Source organism: Streptomyces sp. NPDC000410 (genome assembly GCF_040300305.1).
GTDB lineage: Bacteria > Actinomycetota > Actinomycetes > Streptomycetales > Streptomycetaceae > Streptomyces.
Genome location: NZ_JBEPDM010000038.1, coordinates 1 through 22,807, shown reverse-complemented (window position 1 = coordinate 22,807; position 22,807 = coordinate 1). Strand labels below are relative to the sequence as shown.

Below are 22,807 nucleotides of genomic sequence, written 5' to 3'. Positions count from 1 at the left end.
TGCTGACCGACCTGCTCACCGGCCTCATGCCCGACCCACGTCGTAACCTGGCAATCATGAGCGAGTGCCCGCACGTTCTCGACCTGCCGCGCCCCGAGCCCGCACAGTTGAGCGATACTTGTCCCGAATGTCTGAAGGACGGGACGCATCCGGTGCAGTTGCGGATCTGCCTGACCTGCGGACACGTGGGGTGCTGCGACTCATCGGCGGGCCGCCATGCGACGCGGCACTCGGAGGCGTCGGGGCATCCGGTGATCCGGACCCTGGAGCCGGGAGAGAGCTGGCGTTGGTGCTTCGCGGACGGTTCGATCGTCTGACGTGTGGGTACGTCAACCCTCCGCCGGTTGTTCGTAATTGGATGCCGCAGACCTCTAGCCACTGTCCGTACTCGTGTGCTTACCATGAGTGACAGCGTCGGGTAGGGGTCCCGGCGACACGGCACCATGGATCGCGATAGCGTCGCCAGTCCAGGTACTGGCTACGCACCGACGCGTGACCACACGGCTCCGGGATCGTCCTCCCGGGGCCTCGATCGACCTAGTGCCACCTTGGAGGTGAGGGTGTCCCAGATCGCAGGCGAGCCCGGCAATCAGGACTTCGTGGAAGTCCGGCTGCCCGCTGCGGGTGCCTATCTGTCCGTGCTGCGTACGGCCACGGCCGGTCTCGCGGCGCGCTTGGACTTCACCCTCGACGAGATCGAGGACCTGCGCATCGCGGTCGACGAGGCCTGCGCGATCCTGCTCCAGCAGGCCGTCCCGGGATCCGTCCTCAGCTGCGTGTTCCGGCTCGTCGACGATTCCCTGGAGGTCACGGTCTCGGCCCCGACGACCGACGGGCGCGCGCCGGAGCGCGACACCTTCGCCTGGACAGTGCTCTCGGCACTGGCCGGCAAGGTCGACTCCTCCGTCGCGGACGACCGTACGGTCTCCATCAGCCTGTACAAACAGCGCGGCGCGGGACCCGGGCCGGCGTGAAGGACGGAGGCGGTCCGGTGCGGGACGAGGAGCGCGGGCGTGCGGCTCCGGCAGAGCCGGTATCCGCACCGGTAGGCATCCCGGAGCAGCAGGCCAGGCCGCATCCGGTGGTGGACGGACGTGACGGCCTGGACGACTTGGACGGCCTTTCAAGCGTGGCGGAGCAGGCGCAGGCAGAGCGGGCGGCCCATATGAGCGAGCAGCACGTGCAACACGATCCGAACGACCGGAGCGAGGCGCGGTCGATGTTCGTCGCGCTGCGCAAACTCCCGGAGGGCTCCTCCGAGCGCGCCGAGCTGCGCAATCAGCTCGTCCGGATGCATCTGCCGCTGGTCGAGCACCTGGCCCGCCGGTTCCGCAACCGCGGCGAGCCGCTGGACGACCTCACCCAGGTCGCCACGATCGGCCTGATCAAGTCGGTGGACCGGTTCGATCCGGAGCGTGGGGTCGAGTTCTCGACGTACGCGACGCCCACGGTCGTCGGCGAGATCAAGCGCCACTTCCGGGACAAGGGCTGGGCGGTGCGGGTGCCGCGGCGCCTCCAGGAGCTGCGGCTGTCCCTGACCACGGCCACGGCGGAGCTCTCCCAGCAGCACGGCCGCTCCCCGACGGTCCACGAGCTGGCCGAGCGCCTCGGCATCTCCGAGGAGGAGGTCCTGGAGGGCCTCGAGTCGGCGAACGCGTACTCGACCCTGTCCCTGGACGTCCCGGACACGGACGACGAGTCCCCGGCCGTGGCGGACACGCTGGGTGCGGAGGACGAGGCGCTGGAGGGCGTGGAGTACCGGGAGTCGCTGAAGCCGCTGCTGGAGGATCTGCCGCCGCGCGAGAAGCGCATCCTGCTGCTGCGCTTCTTCGGGAACATGACACAGTCGCAGATCGCGCAGGAGGTGGGCATCTCCCAGATGCACGTGTCGCGGCTGCTGGCCCGGACGCTCGCCCAGCTCCGGGAGAAGCTCCTCGTCGAGGAGTAGGTCGGGCCACTGCCCCTGACCGCGGGCCTCGGCCATGACCGGGACGCGGGAGTACGAGGTCGACGACGGGCGGACGGGAGAAGCCCGCCCGCCGGGCCCTAGGGCCTGTCTTTTGGATCAGCCAGGCAAGATCCGAAAGACAGGCCCTACGCGTCCGTCGTCCGGCCCCGGATGCCCAGGGCCTGCGTCGTCGCCGGGTTGATCAGCAGGACCAGGCCCGTCACCGCCACCACCGCCAGGGCGATGCCCGCCGGAATCAGGGCGCCCGAGGCGCGCAGGAGGGTCCAGGCGACGGGGAGGGCCATGAGCTGGGTGACGATCGCGGGCCCCCGGCTCCAGGAGCGGCGCAGCAGGAGGCCGCGGGCCGCGAGCAGAGGGATGACACCGAGCGCGATCAAGGTCACGCCGCCGGTCTCCGCCTGGGAGGTGCTCTCGGGGGCTCCTGTGAAGCCGGTCACCAGCATGTAGAGGCCGCCGGCGAACAGGGCCAGGGCCTCCAGCCCGCAGACGGCCGCCGCGGCGGCCAGCCGGGGCGGGCGCGGCCCGGGGGCGTCGCCGGACGTTTCGGGGGTCTCCTCGGTGCTGCTCACCCCAGCAGGGTAGCCCCGCAGGGCGCCCGCACTCCGGACCGGGGCTGGGCCCGGTACCACCCGGTAGGTACCCTGGCGCCCATGCGTGCACTCCTTGTGGTCAATCCGGCGGCAACCACTACCAGTGCCCGCACACGCGACGTACTGATCCACGCACTCGCCAGCGAGATGAAGCTGGAGGCCGTCACCACGGAGTACCGCGGCCACGCCCGCGACCTCGGCCGCCGCGCGGCCGACTCCGACGACATCGACCTGGTCGTCGCGCTCGGCGGCGACGGCACGGTGAACGAGGTCGTGAACGGTCTGCTGCACTCGGGCCCGGACCCCGACGCGCTGCCCCGCCTCGCGGTGGTGCCCGGCGGCTCCACCAATGTGTTCGCCCGCGCCCTCGGCCTGCCGAACGACGCCGTGGAGGCGACCGGCGCGATCCTGGACGCCCTGAGCACCCGGAGCGAACGGACGGTCGGTCTGGGACTGGCGTCCGGCACCCCCGGGTCGGACGACGAGGCGGCCCCGCCCCGCTGGTTCACGTTCTGCGCGGGACTCGGCTTCGACGCGGGCGTCGTCGGCCGGGTCGAACAGCAGCGCGAGCGAGGAAAGAAGTCGACGCACGCCCTTTACATACGCCAGGCGGCCCGCCAGTTCCTCGAGGACCCGCATCGCCGGCACGGCTCGATCACCCTGGAACGCCCCGGCGCGGCCCCCCTGAAGGACCTGGTGCTGTCCATAGTCTGCAACACCTCCCCCTGGACCTACCTGGGCAATCGCCCGGTGTACGCGTCCCCGGAGGCGTCGTTCGACACCGCCCTGGATGTCCTGGGGCTGAGCCGGCTCTCCCCCGTCGCGATGGCCCGTTACGCGACCCAGCTGCTCACCTCGACCCCCGAGCGGGGCCCGCACGGCAAGCACGCCGTCTCACTCCATGACCTCACCGACTTCACCTTGCATTCAAAGGCCCCACTCCCCTTCCAGATGGACGGAGACCACCTCGGCCTGCGTACGAGCGTGACGTTCACAGGCGTACGCCGTGCACTGCGTGTGATTGTGTGAGTAGAAGGGGCAAAGTTCCTTCTACTCGAACGTTTAGGCGCCGGTCCACCCCATGGAAGTACGGCTGTGACCTAGTCGACACCGAGGAATCAAAAAAAACTTTCCGGAAGGGGTTGTATCCGCCGCCGAGGTTTGCGAATCTCTTCATGGCGATCGGGACGGCCCGCAACACCGGCCTCCGAGAGTCAGAACCCCTCCTCATTCCAAGGACCACAACCAGTTCAACTGGGAGTCGGCCCTTCCCTTGCGGGGGGATTCGTGAAAGCGTTCACATTCACAAGCAACCTGCACGTAATACCAAGAGAGGTAGCAGCCATGGACTGGCGTCACAACGCCGTTTGCCGCGAGGAAGACCCCGAGCTGTTCTTCCCCATCGGCAACACCGGTCCTGCGCTGCTGCAGATCGAGGAAGCCAAGGCCGTCTGCCGCCGCTGCCCCGTCATGGAGCAGTGTCTGCAGTGGGCGCTCGAGTCCGGTCAGGACTCCGGCGTCTGGGGTGGCCTCAGCGAGGACGAGCGCCGCGCGATGAAGCGCCGCGCCGCTCGCAACCGGGCGCGCAACGCCAGCGCCTGACACCCCTGTGACGAGCCTGAGCCCGGCGGCGCGTACGGCGAGTACGCACTCACCGCCCCCGAGCCGCAGCGCGCAGCAGTAACTCACAGCATTCGAGCCCCGGACCGCATCCGAACGGTCCGGGGCTCGCTGCTGTGCCGGGCGGCAAGGCCCGCAGCCGAGGCGACGACCCGAGCCGGAGCCAGAACCCCGGACCGTACCGCGGCCCCGGGCTACTTCTGGCTGCGGACGGGGATGTCGAGGACCACGCGCGTGCCGCGCTCGGCTCCCCGCACCATGTCGAAGCTTCCACCCAGCTCCCCCTCCACCAGGGTCCGGACGATCTGCAGGCCCAGATTTCCGGCCCGCTGCGGGTCGAAGCCCTCGGGCAGCCCGCGGCCGTCGTCCTGAACGGTTATCAGAAGCCGCTCGTCATCCCGCGGCCCGCCGCGCATCGCCGCGACCTCGACCGTGCCGTGCTCGCCCGGCGCGAAGGCGTGCTCCAGCGCGTTCTGCAGAACCTCCGTCAGCACCATGGAGAGCGGGGTCGCGACCTCGGCGTCGAGGATTCCGCACCGACCACTGCGGCGGCAGGCGACCTTCCCCGGTGAGATCTCGGCCACCATCGCGAGGACCCGGTCGGCGATCTCGTCGAACTCGACGCGCTCGTCCAGGTTCTGCGAGAGCGTCTCGTGCACGATGGCGATGGAGCCGACCCGGCGGACCGCCTCGTTCAGCGCCTCCCGGCCGCGCTCCGAGTCCATCCGGCGGGCCTGGAGGCGCAGCAGCGCGGCGACCGTCTGGAGGTTGTTCTTCACCCGGTGGTGGATCTCCCGGATGGTGGCGTCCTTCGTGATCAACTCGCGCTCGCGTCGGCGCAGTTCGGTGACGTCGCGCAGCAGCACGAGGGAACCGATCCGCGGGCCCTTCGGCTTGAGCGGGATGGCCCGCAGCTGGATGACGCCGCCGTTGCCCTCGACCTCGGCCTCGCGGGGCGCGTAGCCGCTGGCAAGTTTGACCAGGGCCTCGTCGACAGGGCCGCGGGAGGGTGCGAGTTCGGCGGTGATCTGGCCGAGGTGCTGGCCGACGAGATCGGCGGCCAGGCCGAGGCGGTGGTACGCGGACAGCGCGTTCGGCGACGCGTACTGGACGACGCCGTCCGCGTCGAGGCGGATCAGCCCGTCGCCGGCGCGCGGCGAGGCGTCCATGTCGACCTGCTGCCCGGGGAACGGGAACGCTCCCGCGGCGATCATCTGGGCGAGGTCGGACGCGGACTGGAGGTAGGTCAGCTCCAGCCGGCTCGGGGTGCGGACCGTGAGCAGGTTGGTGTTGCGGGCGATGACCCCGAGGACGCGGCCCTCACGGCGTACGGGGATGGACTCGACCCGTACGGGAACCTCCTCGCGCCACTCCGGGTCGCCCTCGCGCACGATCCGGCCCTCGTCGAGGGCCGCGTCGAGCAGCGGACGGCGGCCACGGGGAACGAGATGGCCGACCATGTCGTCCTGATAGGAGGTGGGGCCGGTGTTCGGCCGCATCTGGGCGACCGAGACGTAGCGGGTACCGTCGAGCGTCGGGACCCACAGCACGAGGTCGGCGAAGGACAGGTCGGAGAGCAGTTGCCACTCCGAGACCAGCAGATGAAGCCACTCGAGGTCGGACTCACTCAGGGCGGTGTGCTGGCGTACGAGGTCGTTCATGGAGGGCACCTTGTGAGCGTACCTTCGGTATGAACCTTCCGATGCCGGGCTTCGTGTTGGAGGATAGGCCCGGAAGCCGTCCATACTTATGGATGGACAGACCATAATGGTCTAGTCCACAATGGAACGGAATAGGCCTCCGCCCTCCCCGCACAGGAGGGTGGACCGAGGTAACCGGCGCTCTCTGCCCTGACTGCGCCGCTGCCTCCCAAACGGTCGACGGGACCGCACACCCGCCGGCCGAGCAACTCCGGGCTGCGGTGCCGGACGGGCTGAGGGTCCCGTCGCGGCGCCGCGGCCCGCGGGTGTTTTCGGGGCCGGGCGCTGTTTTCGGGGCCGGGTGCGGGTGCCCCCGTCACGGCCACGCGCGCATCGCCGCCTCCGCCACCGCCTCCAGCTCCTGCCGCGTCGCGCCGTCGCGCGCCTGCTGCGACATGCCCTGGAGTACGACTCCGCTGAAGCGGGCGAGCACGGCGGCGTCGGCGGACGGCGGGAGGGCGCCGATGTCGATGTCGGCCTGGATGCGGGCTTCGAGGGCGGCGAGATTGGCGTTGCGCCGGTCCCGTAGCGCCTGGACCACCTCGGCGGCGGCGCAGTTGGTCGCCGCGCTGATCACCAGGCAGCCGGGGGGATGCGCCGGGTCGGTGTACTCGGCGGCGGCCTCGCGGAGCATGCGCGCGATACCGGCGCGGGCGGTGGGCTCCTTGGCCAGCGCGCGGCCCGAGAACGCGCCGTGGGTCCGCGCGTACACGTCCACGACCTCCGCGAACAGCGCCTGCTTGTCGCCGAACGCGGCGTACAGGCTGGGCGCGCCGATGCCCATCGCACGGGTCAGGTCGGCGACCGACGTCGCCTCGTACCCCTGCCCCCAGAAGGCCAGCGTGGCCTGCTCCAGGGCTGCCGCACGGTCGAAGGAGCGGGGTCTGCCGCGAAGTTTCGTCGCCATGCCGACAATTTTATAGCGCTCGTTAGAGAATGTGTTACGGTCATTTCTGTAGCGACCACTAGAGAACTGGAGGGCGGGGCCATGGGCACGCTCGAAGGCAAGACGGCACTGGTCACCGGCGGCAGCAGGGGCATCGGGCGCGGCATCGCGGAGCGGCTCGGCCGGGACGGCGCACGGGTCGCCGTGCACTACGGCACCAACGAGACCGCCGCGAAGGAGACCGTCGCGGCGATCGAGGCGGCGGGCGGGTCCGCCTTCGCGATCGGCCAGGAGCTGGGGGTGCCGGGGGACGCGGCTGCGCTGTGGGCGGAGTTCGACAAGCACGCCGACGGGCTGGACATTCTGGTCAACAACGCGGGAATCGCCGCGTCGCGAGGGTTCGCGGAGATCGACGAGCCCGAGTACGACCGGCTCTTCGCGGTCAACACGAAGGCCCCGTTCTTCCTGACCCAGCTGGGGGCCAAGCGGCTGCGGGACGGGGGACGCGTCATCAGCATCTCGACGGGCCTGTCGCGTGCGGCCGTGATGCCGGAGCTGATCGCCTACTCCATGACCAAGGGCGCGCTGGACGTCTTCACCCGGACCCTGTCGAAGGTGCTGGGATCCCGGGGCATCACGGTCAACGCGGTGGCACCGGGGATCGTGGACACGGACATCAACGCGGGCTGGCTGCGCACGAGCGAGGAGGCGCGGGCGGGGGCGGCCGCGATGTCCGCGCTGGGGCGGGTCGGCATGCCGTCCGACATCGCCGACGTGGTGGCGTTCCTGGCGTCGGAGGACGGCCGGTGGGTGACGGGTCAGTGGATCGACGCGACGGGTGGGTCGCTGGCCTGAGTGGGGGGCGGGCGCGCTGCCCCTGGGGGGGCGGGGCTCTGTGGGGCGGGGCTCTGTGGGCCCGCGCTCTGCGGGGCGAGGCTCTGTGGGCCCGCCCCGCGCTCTGGTGGGCTGATGCCCTGGGGGCCGGCGCTCCGCAGGGGGCTGGGGGGCGTGGGCCGCGACCGGCCCGGCGGGGGGCAGCGGGTCAGCGGGTTTCCGTGACCTTGGCCAAGGCCCTCGGGGCGTCCGGGTCCTGGCCCCGGGCGATCGTGACCTCGTAGGCCATCAGCTGGAGCGGCAGGATCTCCAGGACCGGCTGAAGCTCTTCCGGTACGCCCTCGGTCGGCAGGACGAAGCCCGCCGACGCCGCGTCGACCTGGGGCTTCGGGCCGACGACGAAGAGGTCGGCGCCACGGCCGCGGAGGCGGTCGAGGACGGGCTGGAGGGCCTCGCCACCACGCCCGTCCGTGACGACCGCGATCACCGGGGAGATGTTGTCGACCATGGCGAGCGGGCCGTGCAGGAGATCGGCCCCGGAGTAGGAGAGAGCCGGGATGTAGCTCGTCTCCATCAGCTTGAGGGCCGCCTCCTTGGCGGTCGGGTAGCCGTACCCGCGCGAGGTGATGACCATGCGCCCGGCGAAGCGGTAGCGGGCGGCGAGGGTTCTGACCTCGTCCTGGCGGGCCAGGATCCGCTCGGCCAGTGCGGGCAGGACCCGCGCCGCCGCGCCGTCGCCGCCGCGCAGGCCCTCGACGAAGAGGTAGAGGGCGAGCAGGGACGCCGTGTACGTCTTGGTGGCGGGGAGCGCCCGCTCCGGGCCGGCCAGGATGTCGATGGCGAACTCGGACACCGCGGCGAGCGGCGAGTCCGGGTTGTTCGTCACCGCGAGGGTGATCGCGCCCGCGTCCCGGGCGGCCTGCGTGGAGGCCACGAGGTCCGGTGAGCCGCCCGACTGGCTGACGGTGACGGCCAGGACGTCGGTGAGGTCGGGCTTCGCCCCGTACGCGGTGATGGTGGACATGGACGTCAGGCCGCAGGGCAGACCGAGTTCGATCTCCAGCAGGTACTTCGCGTAGAGCGCCGCGTTGTCTGACGTACCGCGGGCGGTCAGCAGGACGAAGCGCGGCCCGCGCCCGGCGATCGCGGCGGCGACCTCGCGGATGCGCGGTGCGCCCCGGTCGAGGATCCGGCGCAGCACGTCGGGCTGCTCCGCCATCTCGCCGGACATGATCCGGCCCGGCTGCTCGCTGTGCTCGGCGGACGTCATGGCGGACATGGCTGGTGCCTCCCATACGTTCCGGGCGTACGTTCCGGGCACCGTACGGCTCAGTCGACCACGCGGGACCACGCCCTCGCCAGCCGGGATTCACCGGGGTGCCATCGCGTTCTGTTAGATTGGTCTATACCACATATCGTCGACCGATCGGCAGGCCCAGCGTGGAAGTTGTCATCGTTCCGGACGCCAAGGCTGGCGGAGAGCTCATCGCCCAGGGCATCGCGGACCTGCTCCGCCGCAAGCCCGACGCGCTGCTGGGAGTGGCCACCGGGTCGACCCCGCTGCCCATCTACGAAGCGCTGGCGAGGCTGGTGCGGGCAAGGGCCGTGGACGCGTCGCGAGCCCGGATAGCGCAGCTCGACGAGTACGTCGGGCTGCCGGCCGGGCACCCGGAGTCGTACCGCTCGGTGGTGCTGCGCGAGGTCGTCGAGCCGCTCGGGCTGAACGCGGACCGCTTCATGGGCCCCGACGGGTCGGCCGAGGACGTGCCGGGCGCGTGCGCGGCGTACGACGCGGCGCTGGCGGCGGCGGGTGGGGTGGACCTGCAGATCCTCGGGATCGGGACGGACGGGCACATCGGGTTCAACGAGCCGTGTTCGTCGCTCGCGTCGCGTACGCGGATCAAGACGCTGACGGAGCAGACGCGGGTGGACAACGCGCGGTTCTTCGGCGGGGATGCTGAACAGGTGCCGCATCACGTGATCACGCAGGGGATCGGAACGATCCTGGAGGCGCGGCATCTGGTGCTGCTGGCCACCGGCGAGGGGAAGGCGGAGGCGGTGGCGGCCACGGTCGAGGGGCCGGTGGCGGCGGTCGTGCCGGGGTCGGCGCTGCAGCTGCATGCGCATGCGACGGTGGTGGTGGATGAGGCTGCGGCGACGAAGCTGAAGCTTGCGGGCTACTTCCGGCACACGTACGCGAACAAGCCGGTGTGGCAGGGGCTCTAGACCGCCCCCTGCCGCATCCGAGGCCCGGCCCGCCTCCCCTGCACGGGGTACGGGCCGTGCCTCGCTCGTGGCGCGGGGGCGGGCGTGGGCGTGGGCCGGACGTCGGGCGCCGGCCGTTGCGCGGGTGCGGCCAGTGGGGCGGGCGTGGGCCGGACGTCGGGCGCCGGCCGTTGCGCGGGTGCGGCCGGTGGGGCGGGCGGCGGCGGCGGGAGCGGGCGCCTGCGGCGGGCCTTGTCCCCTACCCGCCCCTTCCCGAAACTGGGGCTCCGCCCCAGCCCCCGATTGCGGGGGCTCCGCCCCCGAACCCCCGCGCCTCAAACGCCGGCGAGGCTGCTTGTGGGGGTCTCCGCCGCAGGCGCCCAGAGCGCCCACGCGCGCCCGGGGCCCAGGTCCGCCGGAGGCGGCTACGCCCCCGTCAGGGCTTCCGCCGCTGCCGTCGCGCAGACTCTCGCCGCGCCGTGGGTCGCCACGTGGAGCGCGCCGCGGGGTGGGGACTCGTTGAGGCCCATTTCGATGACGATCGTGTCGGGGCGGGCCGCCAGGAGTGCGTCCAGGGCCTCGGTCATCCAGGCGTGGCGGTGGGCGTCGCGGACGACCGCGACGAGGGGGCGGTGCGCCGCCGCGCGGAGGATCTCGTCCGCCGAGGGGGTCGAGAAGGTGCCCGTCGTGGTGCCCGGCAACAGGCGGGTCAGTTCCGCCGCGACGCCCCAGGGGGTCTCGTCGCCGACGGCGATGTTGGCGACGGGCGTGAAGGCCGCGACGTACGGGGCGGCGGCCAGGCGCTCGGGCGCCCCCTCCCCCGCCGTGACCCGGATCGCCCGCCGGGCGGCGACGAGACCGATGTCGGTGCCGGGCGCGGTCCCCTCCTGTGAAGCCGCGCCCGGCTCCGTCACGGCCCCCCTCGCCCCCCTGGTCCAGTCGGCGAGCGCGCGCACGCGCGCGGCCGCGTCGGCCAGTCGTTCCTCGGGCAGCTCACCCTCGCGGACCGCCGCGACCAGCGCGTCGCGCAGCCGCAGGACAGTCGCCTCGTCGGCCAGGCCGCCGCCGACGCAGATCGCGTCGGCACCGGCGGCGATCGCGAGGACACTGCCGCGCTCGATTCCGTACGCGGCGGCGATGGCCTGCATCTCCATGCCGTCCGTGACGATGAGTCCGTCGAAGCCCAGCTCCTGGCGCAGCAGACCGGTCAGGATCTGCGGGCTCAGGGTTGCCGGGCGGTTCGGGTCGAGCGCGGGTAGCAGGATATGCGCGCTCATGACCGACCTGGAACCCGCCGCGATGGCCTCGCGGAAAGGCAGCAGGTCACGGGCCCCCAACGTGGCCAAGTCCACATCGATGCGGGGCATCGCGTGGTGCGAGTCGACGCCGGTGTCACCATGCCCCGGGAAGTGCTTGGTGCATGCAGCGACTCCTGCGGACTGGAGCCCTTGGACGTACGCCGCGGTGTGCCGGGCGACCAGCTCCGGGTCGGCGCCGAAGGAACGTACCCCGATGACCGGATTGTTCGTGTTCGAGTTGACGTCCGCCGACGGGGCCCAGTTGAGGTCCACCCCGCACGCCGCCAGCCGGCGGCCGAGCTCATGAGCCACCGCCCGCGTCAGCTCGACGTCGTCGACGACCCCGAGCGCGTAGTTGCCGGGGAAGGAGGAGCCGGTACGGACCTCCAGGCGGGTGACGTCCCCGCCCTCCTCGTCGATGGCGACGAGTACGTCGTCGCGCTCGGCCCGCAACCGGGCGGTGAGTGCCGCCAGTTGCTCGGGCGAGGCGATGTTGCGGCCGAACAGGCCCACGGACGAGAGGCCTTCGCCGATCCGGCGCAGCAGCCAGTCGGGGGCGGTGGTGCCGAGGAAACCGGGCTGGAGGACGGCGAGCGCGTCACGCGTGAGCGTGTCGGAGCCGTATACGAGTGTCGTCATGTCGACCGCGTCATCCCTTCACGGCGCCGGCCGTCAGACCCGCGGCCATCTTGCGCTGGACGAGGAGGAAGAGGACCACGATGGGGACGGCCATCATCGTGGCGCCGGCCATCATCGGGGCGTATTCGGTGCCGTGCTTGGTGGTGAAGTTGCCGAGCCAGACGGTGGCCGTCTGGTTCTGCTGGCTCATCAGCATCAGCGCGTAGAGGTACTCGTTCCACGCCTGGATGAACGCGTACACGGAGGTGGCGACCATTCCGGGGGCCAGCAGCGGGAAGACGACGCGGACGAAGGCGCCAGTGCGGGTGCAGCCGTCGACCATGGCCGCCTCCTCCAGCTCCCTGGGGATGTTGACGATGAATCCGCGCAGCGTCCACACCGTGAAGGGGAGGATGAAGGTCAGGTACGTGAGGATCAGGCCGCTGAGCCTGTCGTACTGCCCGAGGTCGTTGAGCAGCAGGAACACCGGGATGATCATGGCGACCAGCGGGACCATCTGAACGGCCAGGATGCCCACGATCACGATCTTGCGGCCCCGGAAGGCGAACCGCGAGATGGCCAGCGCGGCCAGCATGCCGACCGCGATACCGATGACGACCACGACCAGCGAGACGACGAGGCTGCGGCCGACCGGGCCCCAGAAGTCGGCGACATCGAAGGCGCGTTCGAAGTTCTCCAGGGTGAACGTCCTGGGGAAGAAGTGCGGGTCCGGGTCGATGGCGTCCTTGGCCGGCTTGAAGGCCGTGTTGAGCATCCAGTAGACCGGGAAGCCGGCGGTGACGAAGACCAGCAGGCCGAGCAGGTTCCAGCCGGACCTTTTCCCGCGCAGTGTCGCCGTACTCACTCGACTTCTCCGATCTTGAGCATCTGGCGCATGTAGACGGCCACGACACCGAGCAGCAGGACCACGGTGACGAGGGCGATCGCCGAGCCGCCGCCGTAGTCGTTGACGACGAAGGCCTTGTCGTACGAGTACGTCGTCAGCAGCTGGAACTCGGCCTCGGGGTGGCCGTTGCGCATGACGAAGACCTGCGGGAAGACGCCCATGTCCCAGATCACCGAGAGCGTCGTGAGCATCACGATGACGGGCTTGAGGATCGGCAGGGTGACGTACCGGAACACGCCCCACGCACCCGCGCCGTCGAGGCGGGCGGCCTCCTCCAGCTCCTTGGGGACCTGGGAGAGTCCGGCGGTCAGCGTGATGACGACGAAGGGCACGGCGCCCCAGACGACCAGCAGCATGATGACGGCGAGGCCCTGGGGGCCGCTCGCGAACCAGTTGTGCCCGACCATGTCGACCCCGGGCAGCCTGCTGAACAGCCAGTTGAGAACGCCGTAGTCGGTGTCGAAGAGCCACTTGAAGATCGCGGTGGCGACGATGATCGGCATGCCCCAGCTCGCCACGAGCGCGACGTTGACGAGGGTCTTCACCCAGCCCGAGACGCGCTGGAGCAGCAGGGCGATCAGCATGCCGAGGACCATGGTGAGGACGACCGCACCGCCGGCGAAGAGCACCGTGCGCAGGACGACGGCCCAGAATTCGCCGTCGCCAAGGATCTTGGTGAAGTTGGCGAAGCCGGCCGATTCGGGCTCCTTGAAGCCCCACAACTGCGGCTGCCCGAAGTTCTGGAAGGAGAGCGTGACCAGCCGGACCAGCGGATAGCCGAGGACGAGGAGGAGGACGAGCAGGCAGGGCGCGAGCAGCGCCCAGGGCACCGCGGCCCCGTCACCCGTTCCCCGCGGCTTCCCCGGTCTTCCGGCTCTCCCCGGCCCGGCGCCGGTCCCGGCGCCCGGGGTGGGCGATGGCCGCTGCGGCGGCACCTTGGCTGTGGTTGTGTCTGCGGCACTCATCGGGCGCTCCTCAGCGGTCCCTCTCCTGCTCCGGCGTACGGGAGCAGGGCCGCCCGTCCCGGTGGGACGGGCGGCCCTGCCGGAAGGCAAGGTCACTTGGTGTTGATGACCTTGTCGATCGCGGCGTCCGCGTCCTTCGCGGCGGCCTCGACCGACTTCTTGCCGGTGCCGATCTCCTGGAGCATCGTCTTCAGGGTCTGGGCCTTCTCGACCTGGCCCCAGCCCGGTGCCATCGGGACGAACCAGTTGGACTCGGCCGCGGTGGCGGGGACGACCGTCTTCGGGTCGGCCTTCAGGGTCGCGAGGTCGGTCCTATTGTTGGGCAGGTTGCCCTTGGCGAGCAGGCCCTTCTGGCCCTTGGCGCCGGTGAAGGCGTTGATCCACTCGGCCGCGACGCCCTGCGCCTTGGACTTGACCGGGATGGCGAGGTCGGAGCCGCCGAGGAAGACGGGGAGCGGCTTGCCGGACGGGCCGGGCATCACGAAGGACTCGATCTTGTCAGCGAGCTTGCCGACCTTGTCGTTCTTGGGGAGAGCGGCCGTGCCGCCCTCCCAGGCCGCGCTGAAGATGATGGCGGACTTGCCCTGGCCGTAGACGACCGGGCGGTCGGCTTCGTCCTTGGTCTTGTCGCCGTGCATGTACTTGTCGATGATCGACTTGTACTCGTTGAGGCCCTTGAGGGACTCCGGCGAGGAGAGGTTGGCCTTCCACTGGTCGCCGTCCTTCTTGGCGATGGAGCCGCCCGCGTCGTAGACGAAGGACATCGCGGCGTACCAGTCGGGCGAGGGCTGGTACCAGGCGCTGAACTTGTCACCCTTCTTCGCCTGGATCTTGTCGAGGGCCGCGGTCAGCTCGGCGTACGTCTTCGGGGCGGCCTTCACACCGACCTCGGCGGCGATGTCCTTGCGCCAGGTGCCGACGCGGCCACCGGCGTAGTACGGCACACCGTAGGTCTTGCCCTCGTACTGGACGGAGTCCTTGAGGCCGTCCAGCCACGCGTCGGACTGGTCGAACGCGGCCGGGTCGACCTCGGCGAAGGCGCCCTTGACCATGTAGCCGAGCATCTCGGTGTTGCCCATCTCGACCACGTCGGGGGCCTTGTCCGTGGCGAGGACGGCGTCGAGCTTGGCGTTCTTGTCGGGCCAGCCGTAGTACTCGTGCTTGATCTTGATGCCCGGGTGCTTCGCGATCACCGCGTCGTCGGCCGCCTTGACCAGGTCCGGCCAGTTGTTCTGGGCGTCGACCGTCAGCCAGACGGTGAGCTCCTTGGCGTCGCCACCGGCCTTGTCCCCACCCGTGCCGCCGTCGGAACCACACGCGGCAATGCCGACCATCATGCCCGCGACGCCGATCGCCGCGATGAGCTTGCGCTTCACGCCACCCTCCTCAGACCCGGTCTTTAATGGTTTAGACCAGTACCCGGGAGCTTGGCCTAGACCTTTAGGGGTGTCAAGGGTGTATAAGAAGGGCAGTCACGTCCGTTATCGGACCGACATCTGAACGCGAACGACGCCCTGAGGCCGGGCCGTGCCACCATGTGAGCCGCAACAGACGGAGGAGCCGGTGACGGCAGCAGCACACGAGTCGGGAAGGCACGCCATGGCCACGGACGGGGGCGGCACGGAGCCGGAGAACGGGACGGCGACCCGTACCGCGCGCGTGCCCAAGTACTACCGCCTCAAGCGACACTTGCTCGACATGACGGAGACGCTGCCGCCCGGCACGCCCGTACCGCCCGAGCGCACCCTCGCCGCCGAGTTCGACACCTCGCGCACGACCGTGCGGCAGGCCCTGCAGGAGCTGGTCGTCGAGGGCCGGCTGGAGCGCATCCAGGGCAAGGGCACGTTCGTCGCCAAGCCGAAGGTCTCGCAGGCGCTGCAGTTGACGTCGTACACCGAGGACATGCGGGCGCAGGGCCTGGAGCCCACGTCCCAGCTGCTCGACATCGGGTACGTCACCGCCGACGACACGCTCGCCGGACTCCTGGACATCTCGCCCGGCGGGCGAGTGCTGCGGATCGAGCGGCTGCGGCTGGCGAGCGGTGAGCCGATGGCGATCGAGACGACACATCTGTCGGCGAAGAAGTTCCCCGCGCTGCGGCGGTCGCTGGTGAAGTACACCTCGCTGTACACGGCGTTGGCGGAGGTGTACGACGTCCACCTGGCGGAGGCCGAGGAGACCATCGAGACCTCGCTGGCCACCCCGCGCGAGGCAGGGCTGCTCGGTACGGACGTGGGCCTGCCGATGCTGATGCTGTCCCGCCACTCGCTGGACAGGAACGGCGAACCGGTGGAGTGGGTGCGGTCGGTGTACCGGGGCGACAGGTACAAGTTCGTCGCGAGGTTGAAGCGGCCGGACGCGGGCTGACGGCCGGAAGGACGCGGGCTGAGCAGGCGTGCCCAGTCCGTTATCCGGACAGGGGTTCCATACAGGTGAACCGTCCCCTAGATTTCCTGCGCATTACGCATGCGCAGCTGATCAATCAGGGGACGGAGCCGCCGAATGTCCGAAGTGCCCGAAGAGAGAAGACCAGTTGTCACGCCGGTCAGAGTGATCATCGCCCTCTGCCTGGCTGCCCCGTTCGTCGCGATGCTCTGGGTCAGCTCGTACGCGAAGGTCGAACCGGTCGTCGCCGGGATCCCGTTCTTCTACTGGTACCAGATGGCCTGGGTGGTCATCTCGACCGCGCTGACGATGGTCGCGTACAAGCTCTGGCAGCGTGACCAGAACGCCCGCCGGACCCAGCCCGCCCGCACGGAAGGGGCGTCGAAGTGAAGGACGGCGTGAACGGCGTCGCACTCGCCGTCTTCATCTTCTTCTTCCTGGCCGTCACGGTCATGGGCTTCCTGGCCTCGCGCTGGCGCAGGGCCGAGAACGAGAACAGCCTGGACGAATGGGGCCTCGGCGGCCGTTCGTTCGGCACCTGGGTGACCTGGTTCCTGCTCGGCGGTGACCTCTACACGGCGTACACCTTCGTCGCCGTACCCGCCGCCATCTACGCGGCCGGCGCGGCCGGCTTCTTCGCCGTGCCGTACACGATCCTCGTCTACCCGCTGATCTTCACCTTCCTGCCGCGGCTCTGGTCGGTCTCGCACAAGCACGGCTACGTGACGACCTCCGACTTCGTCCGCGGCCGCTTCGGCTCCAAGGGCCTGTCGCTGGCGGTCGCGCTCACCGGCCTCCTCGCGACGATGCCGTACATCGCGCTCCAGCTGGTCGGCATCCAGGCGGTGCTGGACGTGATGGGCGTCGGCGGCGGCGAGAACACGCACTGGTTCATCAAGGACCTGCCGCTGCTGATCGCGTTCGGCGTGCTGGCGGCGTACACGTACTCGTCCGGTCTGCGGGCCCCGGCGCTGATCGCGTTCGTCAAGGACACGCTGATCTACATCGTGATCGCCGTCGCGATCATCTACATCCCGATCAAGCTCGGCGGCTTCGACGAGATCTTCTCGAAGGCGGGCGAGGCGTACGCGCAGATCAACCCGGCGACGGACAAGCCGCGGGGTGCGCTGGTGCCCGGCGAGATGGGCCAGTGGGGTTACGCGACGCTGGCGCTCGGATCCGCTCTGGCGCTGTTCATGTACCCGCACTCGATCACCGCGACGCTGTCCTCGCGCAGCCGTGAGGTGATCCGGCGCAACACGACGATCCTGCCGCTGTACTCGCTGATGCTGGGGCTGCTGGCGCTGCTCGGGTTCATGGCGATAGCGGCCGGGGTCAAGGTGCAGAACGGGCAGCTCGCGATTCCTCAGCTGTTCGAGAACATGTTCCCGGACTGGTTCGCGGGCGTGGCCTTCGCGGCCATCGGCATCGGCGCGCTGGTGCCTGCGGCGATCATGTCGATCGCCGCGGCCAACCTCTTCACGCGCAACATCTACAAGGACTTCCTGAAGCCGGACGCCACGCCGGAGCAGGAGACCAAGGTGTCGAAGCTGGTGTCGCTGCTGGTGAAGGTGGGTGCGCTGGCCTTCGTCCTGACCATGGACAAGACGGTCGCCATCAACTTCCAGCTGCTGGGCGGCATCTGGATCCTGCAGACCTTCCCGGCGCTGGTGGTCGGCCTGTTCACGCGGTGGTTCCACCGGTGGGCGCTGATCGCCGGCTGGGCGGTCGGCATGATCTACGGTACGGCGGCGGCGTACGGGGTCGCGAGCCCGACGCAGAAGCACTTCGGCGGTTCGTCGGCGGAGATCCCCGGGATCGGGGAGATCGGCTACATCGGCCTCACCGCGTTCGTGCTCAACCTCGTCGTGACGGTCGTCCTGACCCTCGTCCTGCGGGCCGTGAAGGCGCCCGACGGCGTCGACGAGACGTCCCCCGAGGACTACACGGCGGACGCGGGTGACGCGGGCGTGGAGAAGGAGCTCCCGAAGGTGGGGGCCGCCACCCACTGAGTCCGGGCACATCCACCGACCGGCGCAGGCTCGACGAGCCTGCGCCGGTCGGCGTTCCGGCAACGGCGCGGAGCCCGCAGAGCCTCCGCGGCCCACAACATGCGCGGAGCCCCCGAACCCCCGCGACACACAACATGTGGGGGTTCATCATCAGGCGGCCACCACATGTATGCTCATGCTCGCTGTCGCCGCAGGGGAATCCGGTGTGAGTCCGGAACTGTCCCGCAACGGTGTACCGGCGCGCGTTCGTAGCGAAGCGCGCCGTGGAGTCCGAGGACCTGCCGACGGCGCACCCGGTCCGTCCGGCCCGGGTGCCGATCCGTCCGGGCCTCGCGGAATGGGCCAGGGACGCGGTGCACCGACCCCTTCGTCGTGCCTCCGTGAGCCCTGCCCCGCCGCAGCGGCCCCGAGCCGAGCGAGGGAGAGCACCCCGTGACCATCGCGCCGCCCGATCCTGCTTCAGCATCCGCGCAGATCGCCGATGGGCCAGGTACCGCACTGCTGCGCACCCTGACCGACCTCACCGCCGATCTCGCGGACACCGACCCCGGCCGGGTCGCCGCCGCGGCGCTCCGGGGCCGGCACGCCGGCTCGGACGAGGCCGAGCTGCGCGAGTTGGCGACCGAGGCGGCCGCGGGGCTGATCTCCGAGGACCCGGCGTACTCGCGGCTCGCGGCCCGGCTGCTCACCCTCACGATCGCGGAGGAGGCGGCCTCACAGGGGGCGGCCGCCTTCTCCGACTCCGTCGCCGTCGGCCACCGCGAGGGCCTGATCGCGGACCGCACAGCCGCGTTCGTACGGACCCACTCGGCCCGGCTCGACTCGCTCATCGACCCCGTGGCCGACGACCGCTTCGGCTACTTCGGCCTGCGCACCCTCTACAGCCGCTACCTGCTGCGCCACCCGATCACCCGCAAGGTCATCGAGACCCCGCAGCACTTCATGCTGCGGGTCGCGGCCGGGCTCGCCGAGGACGATTCGATCCGCGCGCTGGACGAGGTCGCCTCCCTCTACGGGCTGATGAGCCGGCTGGACTACCTGCCGTCCTCCCCCACCCTGTTCAACTCCGGGACACGGCACCCGCAGATGTCGTCCTGCTATCTGCTCGACTCCCCGCTGGACGAGCTGGACTCGATCTACGACCGCTACCACCAGGTGGCGCGGCTGTCGAAGCACGCGGGCGGCATCGGGCTCTCGTACTCCCGCATCCGCTCCCGCGGTTCGCTGATCCGTGGCACCAACGGCCACTCCAACGGCATCGTGCCGTTCCTGCGGACCCTCGACTCCTCCGTCGCCGCCGTGAACCAGGGCGGCCGGCGCAAGGGCGCGGCCTGCGTCTACCTGGAGACCTGGCACGCGGACATCGAGGAGTTCCTGGAGCTGCGCGACAACACGGGCGAGGAGGCGCGGCGTACGCACAACCTCAACCTGGCGCACTGGATCCCCGACGAGTTCATGCGCCGGGTGAACGCGGACGGCGACTGGTCGCTGTTCTCCCCGGCCGACGTGCCCGAGCTGGTCGACCTGTGGGGCGACGACTTCGACGCCGCGTACCGCAGGGCGGAGGCGGACGGGCTCGCCCGCAAGACCGTTCCCGCACGGGACCTGTACGGCCGGATGATGCGGACCCTGGCCCAGACCGGCAACGGCTGGATGACGTTCAAGGACGCCTCCAACCGGACCGCGAACCAGACCGCCGAACCCGGCACGGTCGTCCACTCCTCCAACCTGTGCACCGAGATCATCGAGGTGACGAACGACGGCGAGACGGCCGTCTGCAACCTCGGCTCGGTCAACCTCGGCGCCTTCGTCACCCCGGCGGGCGACATCGACTGGGAGCGGCTCGACGAGACCGTCCGCACGGCCGTGACCTTCCTCGACCGCGTCGTCGACATCAACTTCTACCCGACCGAGCAGGCCGGCCGCTCCAACGCCAAGTGGCGCCCGGTGGGCCTGGGCGCGATGGGCCTCCAGGACGTCTTCTTCAAGCTGCGGCTGCCCTTCGACTCGGCCGGGGCGAAGGCCCTGTCGACGCGTATCGCCGAGCGGATCATGCTGGCGGCGTACGAGGCGTCCTGCGACCTCGCCGAGCGCAGCGGCCCGCTGCCCGCCTGGGACGAGACCCGCACCGCACGCGGCGTACTGCACCCCGACCACTACGACGTGGAGCTGAACTGGCCGGAGCGCTGGGCGGCGCTGCGCGCCCGCGTCGCGGAGACCGGGATGCGCAACTCCCTCCTCCTCGCCATCGCGCCGACCGCGACCATCGCGTCGATCGCGGGCGTGTACGAGTGCATCGAGCCGCAGGTCTCCAACCTCTTCAAGCGCGAGACGCTGTCGGGCGAGTTCCTCCAGGTCAACTCCTACCTGGTGGACGACCTGAAGAAGCTCGGCGTGTGGGACGCGCAGACCCGTGAGGCGCTGCGCGACTCCAGCGGCTCGGTGCAGGGGCTGAACTGGGTTCCGGCCGAGGTGCGGGAGCTGTACCGCACGGCCTGGGAGATCCCGCAGCGCGGACTGATCGACATGGCCGCGGCCCGTACGCCGTTCCTCGACCAGTCGCAGTCGCTGAACCTGTTCATGGAGACGCCGACGATCGGCAAACTCTCCTCGATGTACGCGTACGCGTGGAAGCAGGGCCTGAAGACGACGTACTACCTGCGCTCCCGCCCGGCGACCCGGATCGCCCGTGCGGCTCAGGCCACGCCGGCCATTCCCGTACAGGCGACTCCCGAAGACGCCGTCGCCTGCTCCCTTGAGAACCCCGAGTCCTGCGAGGCCTGCCAGTAATGACCACTTCCGCCGAGAAGAACCTGCTCGACCCGGGCTTCGAGCTGACCCTGCGGCCCATGCGCTACCCGGACTTCTACGACCGCTACCGGGACGCGATCAAGAACACCTGGACGGTCGAGGAGGTCGACCTCCACTCGGACGTGGCCGACCTCGCCAAGCTGTCCCCGGGTGAGCAGCACATGATCGGCCGTCTGGTCGCGTTCTTCGCGACCGGCGACTCGATCGTCGCCAACAACCTGGTGCTCACGCTCTACAAGCACATCAACTCCCCCGAGGCGCGGCTGTACCTCTCGCGGCAGCTCTTCGAGGAGGCCGTGCACGTCCAGTTCTATCTGACGCTGCTGGACACCTACCTCCCCGATCCGGACGACCGGGCGGCCGCGTTCGCGGCGGTCGAGAACATCCCGTCCATCCGGGAGAAGGCCCAGTTCTGCTTCCGCTGGATGGACTCGGTCGAGAAGATCGACCGGCTGGAGACCCAGGCCGACCGCCGCCGCTTCCTGCTGAACCTGATCTGCTTCGCCGCGTGCATCGAGGGGCTGTTCTTCTACGGCGCCTTCGCGTACGTGTACTGGTTCCGCTCGCGCGGTCTGCTGCACGGTCTGGCGACCGGCACCAACTGGGTGTTCCGCGACGAGACGATGCACATGAACTTCGCCTTCGAGGTCGTGGACACCGTCCGCAAGGAGGAGCCCGAGCTGTTCGACGACGCGCTCCAGCAGCAGGTCACCGACATGCTCAAGGAGGCCGTGGAGGCGGAGCTGCAGTTCGGCCGTGACCTGTGCGGCGACGGACTGCCGGGCATGAACACGGAGTCGATGCGCGAGTACCTCCAGTGCGTCGCCGACCAGCGCCTCCAGCGGCTGGGCTTCGCCCCGGTCTACGGCTCGCAGAACCCGTTCTCGTTCATGGAGCTTCAGGGGGTGCAGGAGCTGACGAACTTCTTCGAGCGGCGGCCCTCGGCGTACCAGGTGGCGGTCGAGGGCTCGGTGGACCTGGACGAGGACTTCTGACCCAGGGCCTCCGTCTCCGCCCGCCGCAGCCGGCGGTCGACGGCCCGGTCCCTGGCGTGTCCGACGAGTGAGGGAAGGGCGAGGAGGAGGAACAGTCCGAGAACGGCGAGGTAGTCGAGGAATGTGCTCATGTCCTCGACTCTCGCCGGTCCGGGCGAGAAAAGTCAGTGGCTCGGCTGCCGTCAACCATCGAATAACTGCCACACTGCGGCCATGCTGAACAACGTCGCCGTCGTCCTCCTCGATGATGTCCACCCCTTCGAACTCGGCGTCCTGTGCGAGGTGTTCGGGCTCGACCGCAGTGAGGCGGGGCTTCCCGTGCACGACTTCGCCGCGGTCTCGGCGGAGGGCCCCGTGCTGCGGACGCACGCCGGGCAGCCAAGTGTTGCTTCCGCTGGAGGCCGTTGTCGGTCACTGGTTCACCTGTGTGAGTGATGCGGATTGCCGGGAAGCTGGGCTAGGGTCAGTCCCGATCGTGGTTCCGGGCTCCGGCTGCCATCGCTTAGGTGTGACTGGGCGCGACCAGAGAGATCGCGTCGAGAGAGCTACCCGGCGGGCTTGGGCCAATGGCCACGGCAGGCAGGAATTGTCGGACCTGCGAGGATGCCGCGCACCGCAGCGAGCGGAGAAGACGCGAGTACGCCGAACGGGACTCCGGCCCTGCGCCCCCGAAGACCGTTCGCGGGGCACCAGACCTCCGTGTCTGGGATATGGAGTTTTGGCCGACACCGGCCAACTCTCCTAGTGACCTGGTTTTGAGTCCGTGGGCCGCCACATGAGTCGCTCCCTGTTTCAGATTGCGGTGTTTGCCTGCGGTTGCCGGTGTCCGGGCGCTGTCCTGTGAGGATGGGTGATACCAGGCTGGAACCTGTCGTGTTGTCGGAGGCCGAGCGGCTGACGCTGGAGAACTGGGCCAGGCGCCGCTCGACCGCGCAGGGGCTGGCCGTTCGCGCCCGCATCGTGCTGGCGTGCGCGAACGGCTGGAACAACACCGTGGTCGCCGCGCGGCTCG

General features: G+C 70.0%; 20 protein-coding genes, 1 pseudogene and 1 riboswitch. Of the genes and pseudogenes, 13 read left to right on the top strand and 8 right to left on the bottom strand.

Annotation, left to right across the window (positions count from 1 at the left end):
* The first annotated feature begins 56 nt into the window (after window positions 1-56).
* The 3 genes from ABT342_RS28460 to ABT342_RS28450 all read left to right on the top strand — a co-directional run bounded on the left by ABT342_RS28460 (window position 57) and on the right by ABT342_RS28450 (window position 1,948).
* Window positions 57-317 (top strand): UBP-type zinc finger domain-containing protein, encoded by a 261-nt coding sequence (locus tag ABT342_RS28460; RefSeq protein WP_351579903.1) that lies wholly within the window; start codon window positions 57-59, stop codon window positions 315-317.
* 243 nt (window positions 318-560) lie between these two features.
* Window positions 561-974, top strand: a complete 414-nt coding sequence (locus tag ABT342_RS28455; protein WP_067163834.1) for an ATP-binding protein — start codon at window positions 561-563, stop codon at window positions 972-974.
* Window positions 971-1,948, top strand: a complete 978-nt coding sequence (locus tag ABT342_RS28450; RefSeq protein ID WP_502965632.1) for an RNA polymerase sigma factor SigF — start codon at window positions 971-973, stop codon at window positions 1,946-1,948. Before ABT342_RS28455 ends, ABT342_RS28450 begins: the two co-directional genes overlap by 4 nt.
* Window positions 1,949-2,094: 146 nt before the next feature.
* On the opposite strand, the gene ABT342_RS28445 is transcribed toward ABT342_RS28450, so the two are convergent.
* Entirely contained in the window at window positions 2,095-2,538 is a 444-nt protein-coding gene (locus ABT342_RS28445) for a hypothetical protein (protein WP_351579899.1), read from the bottom strand.
* An 81-nt stretch (window positions 2,539-2,619) separates the two neighbouring features.
* On the opposite strand from ABT342_RS28445, the gene ABT342_RS28440 reads away from it, so the two are divergent.
* Both ABT342_RS28440 and ABT342_RS28435 read left to right on the top strand, forming a co-directional pair.
* Complete coding sequence (locus ABT342_RS28440; protein ID WP_351579896.1) at window positions 2,620-3,588, top strand: diacylglycerol/lipid kinase family protein; 969 nt, start codon at window positions 2,620-2,622, stop codon at window positions 3,586-3,588.
* Between the two features lie 315 nt (window positions 3,589-3,903).
* Window positions 3,904-4,161, top strand: a complete 258-nt coding sequence (locus tag ABT342_RS28435; RefSeq protein WP_003953983.1) for a WhiB family transcriptional regulator — start codon at window positions 3,904-3,906, stop codon at window positions 4,159-4,161.
* Between the two features lie 212 nt (window positions 4,162-4,373).
* Here the strand turns inward: ABT342_RS28435 and ABT342_RS28430 are convergent, their stop codons facing one another.
* Complete coding sequence (locus tag ABT342_RS28430; RefSeq protein WP_351579893.1) at window positions 4,374-5,840, bottom strand: sensor histidine kinase; 1,467 nt, start codon at window positions 5,838-5,840, stop codon at window positions 4,374-4,376.
* Between the two features lie 355 nt (window positions 5,841-6,195).
* Window positions 6,196-6,786 (bottom strand): TetR/AcrR family transcriptional regulator, encoded by a 591-nt coding sequence (locus tag ABT342_RS28425; protein ID WP_351579890.1) that lies wholly within the window; start codon window positions 6,784-6,786, stop codon window positions 6,196-6,198.
* Window positions 6,787-6,867: 81 nt separating this feature from the next.
* On the opposite strand from ABT342_RS28425, the gene ABT342_RS28420 reads away from it, so the two are divergent.
* Entirely contained in the window at window positions 6,868-7,620 is a 753-nt protein-coding gene (locus ABT342_RS28420) for an SDR family oxidoreductase (protein ID WP_351579887.1), read from the top strand.
* A 187-nt stretch (window positions 7,621-7,807) separates the two neighbouring features.
* Here ABT342_RS28420 and ABT342_RS28415 read toward each other — a convergent pair whose 3' ends face one another.
* A complete protein-coding gene (locus ABT342_RS28415) occupies window positions 7,808-8,878 on the bottom strand; it encodes an SIS domain-containing protein (protein ID WP_351579884.1) in 1,071 nt (356 codons plus the stop codon).
* A gap of 161 nt (window positions 8,879-9,039) precedes the next feature.
* Between ABT342_RS28415 and nagB the strand changes: the two genes are divergently transcribed.
* Complete coding sequence (gene nagB, locus ABT342_RS28410) at window positions 9,040-9,825, top strand: glucosamine-6-phosphate deaminase (RefSeq protein ID WP_351579881.1); 786 nt, start codon at window positions 9,040-9,042, stop codon at window positions 9,823-9,825.
* A gap of 404 nt (window positions 9,826-10,229) precedes the next feature.
* On the opposite strand, the gene ABT342_RS28405 is transcribed toward nagB, so the two are convergent.
* The 4 genes from ABT342_RS28405 to ABT342_RS28390 all read right to left on the bottom strand — a co-directional run bounded on the left by ABT342_RS28405 (window position 10,230) and on the right by ABT342_RS28390 (window position 14,968).
* Window positions 10,230-11,741: a glycoside hydrolase family 3 protein gene (locus tag ABT342_RS28405; protein WP_351579878.1), complete on the bottom strand. Its 1,512-nt coding sequence runs from the start codon at window positions 11,739-11,741 to the stop codon at window positions 10,230-10,232.
* 10 nt (window positions 11,742-11,751) lie between these two features.
* Complete coding sequence (locus tag ABT342_RS28400; RefSeq protein ID WP_351579875.1) at window positions 11,752-12,585, bottom strand: carbohydrate ABC transporter permease; 834 nt, start codon at window positions 12,583-12,585, stop codon at window positions 11,752-11,754.
* Window positions 12,582-13,592, bottom strand: coding sequence for a carbohydrate ABC transporter permease (locus tag ABT342_RS28395; protein ID WP_351579872.1), 1,011 nt, complete (start codon window positions 13,590-13,592; stop codon window positions 12,582-12,584). The genes ABT342_RS28400 and ABT342_RS28395 overlap by 4 nt, the downstream gene beginning before the upstream one ends.
* Before the next feature lie 92 nt (window positions 13,593-13,684).
* Window positions 13,685-14,968 carry an extracellular solute-binding protein gene (locus tag ABT342_RS28390; RefSeq protein ID WP_351579869.1) on the bottom strand — a complete coding sequence of 428 codons (1,284 nt, stop codon included), beginning with the start codon at window positions 14,966-14,968 and terminating at the stop codon, window positions 13,685-13,687.
* Window positions 14,969-15,191: 223 nt separating this feature from the next.
* Here ABT342_RS28390 and ABT342_RS28385 point away from each other — a divergent pair, with 223 nt between their 5' ends.
* The 6 genes and pseudogenes from ABT342_RS28385 to ABT342_RS28360 all read left to right on the top strand — a co-directional run.
* Window positions 15,192-15,959: a GntR family transcriptional regulator gene (locus tag ABT342_RS28385; RefSeq protein WP_351580038.1), complete on the top strand. Its 768-nt coding sequence runs from the start codon at window positions 15,192-15,194 to the stop codon at window positions 15,957-15,959.
* 135 nt (window positions 15,960-16,094) lie between these two features.
* Window positions 16,095-16,367: a DUF3311 domain-containing protein gene (locus ABT342_RS28380; protein ID WP_351579866.1), complete on the top strand. Its 273-nt coding sequence runs from the start codon at window positions 16,095-16,097 to the stop codon at window positions 16,365-16,367.
* Window positions 16,364-17,989: a monocarboxylate uptake permease MctP gene (mctP, locus tag ABT342_RS28375; protein WP_351579863.1), complete on the top strand. Its 1,626-nt coding sequence runs from the start codon at window positions 16,364-16,366 to the stop codon at window positions 17,987-17,989. Before ABT342_RS28380 ends, mctP begins: the two co-directional genes overlap by 4 nt.
* Window positions 17,990-18,158: 169 nt before the next feature.
* Window positions 18,159-18,289: riboswitch (cobalamin riboswitch) on the top strand.
* 132 nt (window positions 18,290-18,421) lie between these two features.
* Complete coding sequence (locus ABT342_RS28370; protein ID WP_351579861.1) at window positions 18,422-20,779, top strand: ribonucleoside-diphosphate reductase subunit alpha; 2,358 nt, start codon at window positions 18,422-18,424, stop codon at window positions 20,777-20,779.
* Window positions 20,779-21,795, top strand: coding sequence for a ribonucleotide-diphosphate reductase subunit beta (locus ABT342_RS28365; RefSeq protein WP_351579859.1), 1,017 nt, complete (start codon window positions 20,779-20,781; stop codon window positions 21,793-21,795). The genes ABT342_RS28370 and ABT342_RS28365 overlap by 1 nt, the downstream gene beginning before the upstream one ends.
* A gap of 213 nt (window positions 21,796-22,008) precedes the next feature.
* A pseudogene (locus ABT342_RS28360) lies at window positions 22,009-22,170 on the top strand (AraC family transcriptional regulator); the annotation flags it as partial.
* Window positions 22,171-22,807 lie beyond the last annotated feature (637 nt).

What these genes read in the sequence shown, in the direction of transcription:
- ABT342_RS28460 (WP_351579903.1), top strand. Translation starts at nt 57, where the DNA reads ATGAGCGAGTGCCCGCACGTTCTCGACCTGCCGCGCCCCGAGCCCGCA.
- ABT342_RS28440 (WP_351579896.1), top strand. Translation starts at nt 2,620, where the DNA reads ATGCGTGCACTCCTTGTGGTCAATCCGGCGGCAACCACTACCAGTGCC.
- ABT342_RS28435 (WP_003953983.1), top strand. Translation starts at nt 3,904, where the DNA reads ATGGACTGGCGTCACAACGCCGTTTGCCGCGAGGAAGACCCCGAGCTG.
- ABT342_RS28430 (WP_351579893.1), bottom strand. Translation starts at nt 5,840, where the DNA reads ATGAACGACCTCGTACGCCAGCACACCGCCCTGAGTGAGTCCGACCTC.
- ABT342_RS28425 (WP_351579890.1), bottom strand. Translation starts at nt 6,786, where the DNA reads ATGGCGACGAAACTTCGCGGCAGACCCCGCTCCTTCGACCGTGCGGCA.
- ABT342_RS28420 (WP_351579887.1), top strand. Translation starts at nt 6,868, where the DNA reads ATGGGCACGCTCGAAGGCAAGACGGCACTGGTCACCGGCGGCAGCAGG.
- ABT342_RS28415 (WP_351579884.1), bottom strand. Translation starts at nt 8,878, where the DNA reads ATGTCCGCCATGACGTCCGCCGAGCACAGCGAGCAGCCGGGCCGGATC.
- ABT342_RS28405 (WP_351579878.1), bottom strand. Translation starts at nt 11,741, where the DNA reads ATGACGACACTCGTATACGGCTCCGACACGCTCACGCGTGACGCGCTC.
- ABT342_RS28395 (WP_351579872.1), bottom strand. Translation starts at nt 13,592, where the DNA reads ATGAGTGCCGCAGACACAACCACAGCCAAGGTGCCGCCGCAGCGGCCA.
- ABT342_RS28385 (WP_351580038.1), top strand. Translation starts at nt 15,192, where the DNA reads ATGGCCACGGACGGGGGCGGCACGGAGCCGGAGAACGGGACGGCGACC.
- ABT342_RS28380 (WP_351579866.1), top strand. Translation starts at nt 16,095, where the DNA reads ATGTCCGAAGTGCCCGAAGAGAGAAGACCAGTTGTCACGCCGGTCAGA.
- ABT342_RS28365 (WP_351579859.1), top strand. Translation starts at nt 20,779, where the DNA reads ATGACCACTTCCGCCGAGAAGAACCTGCTCGACCCGGGCTTCGAGCTG.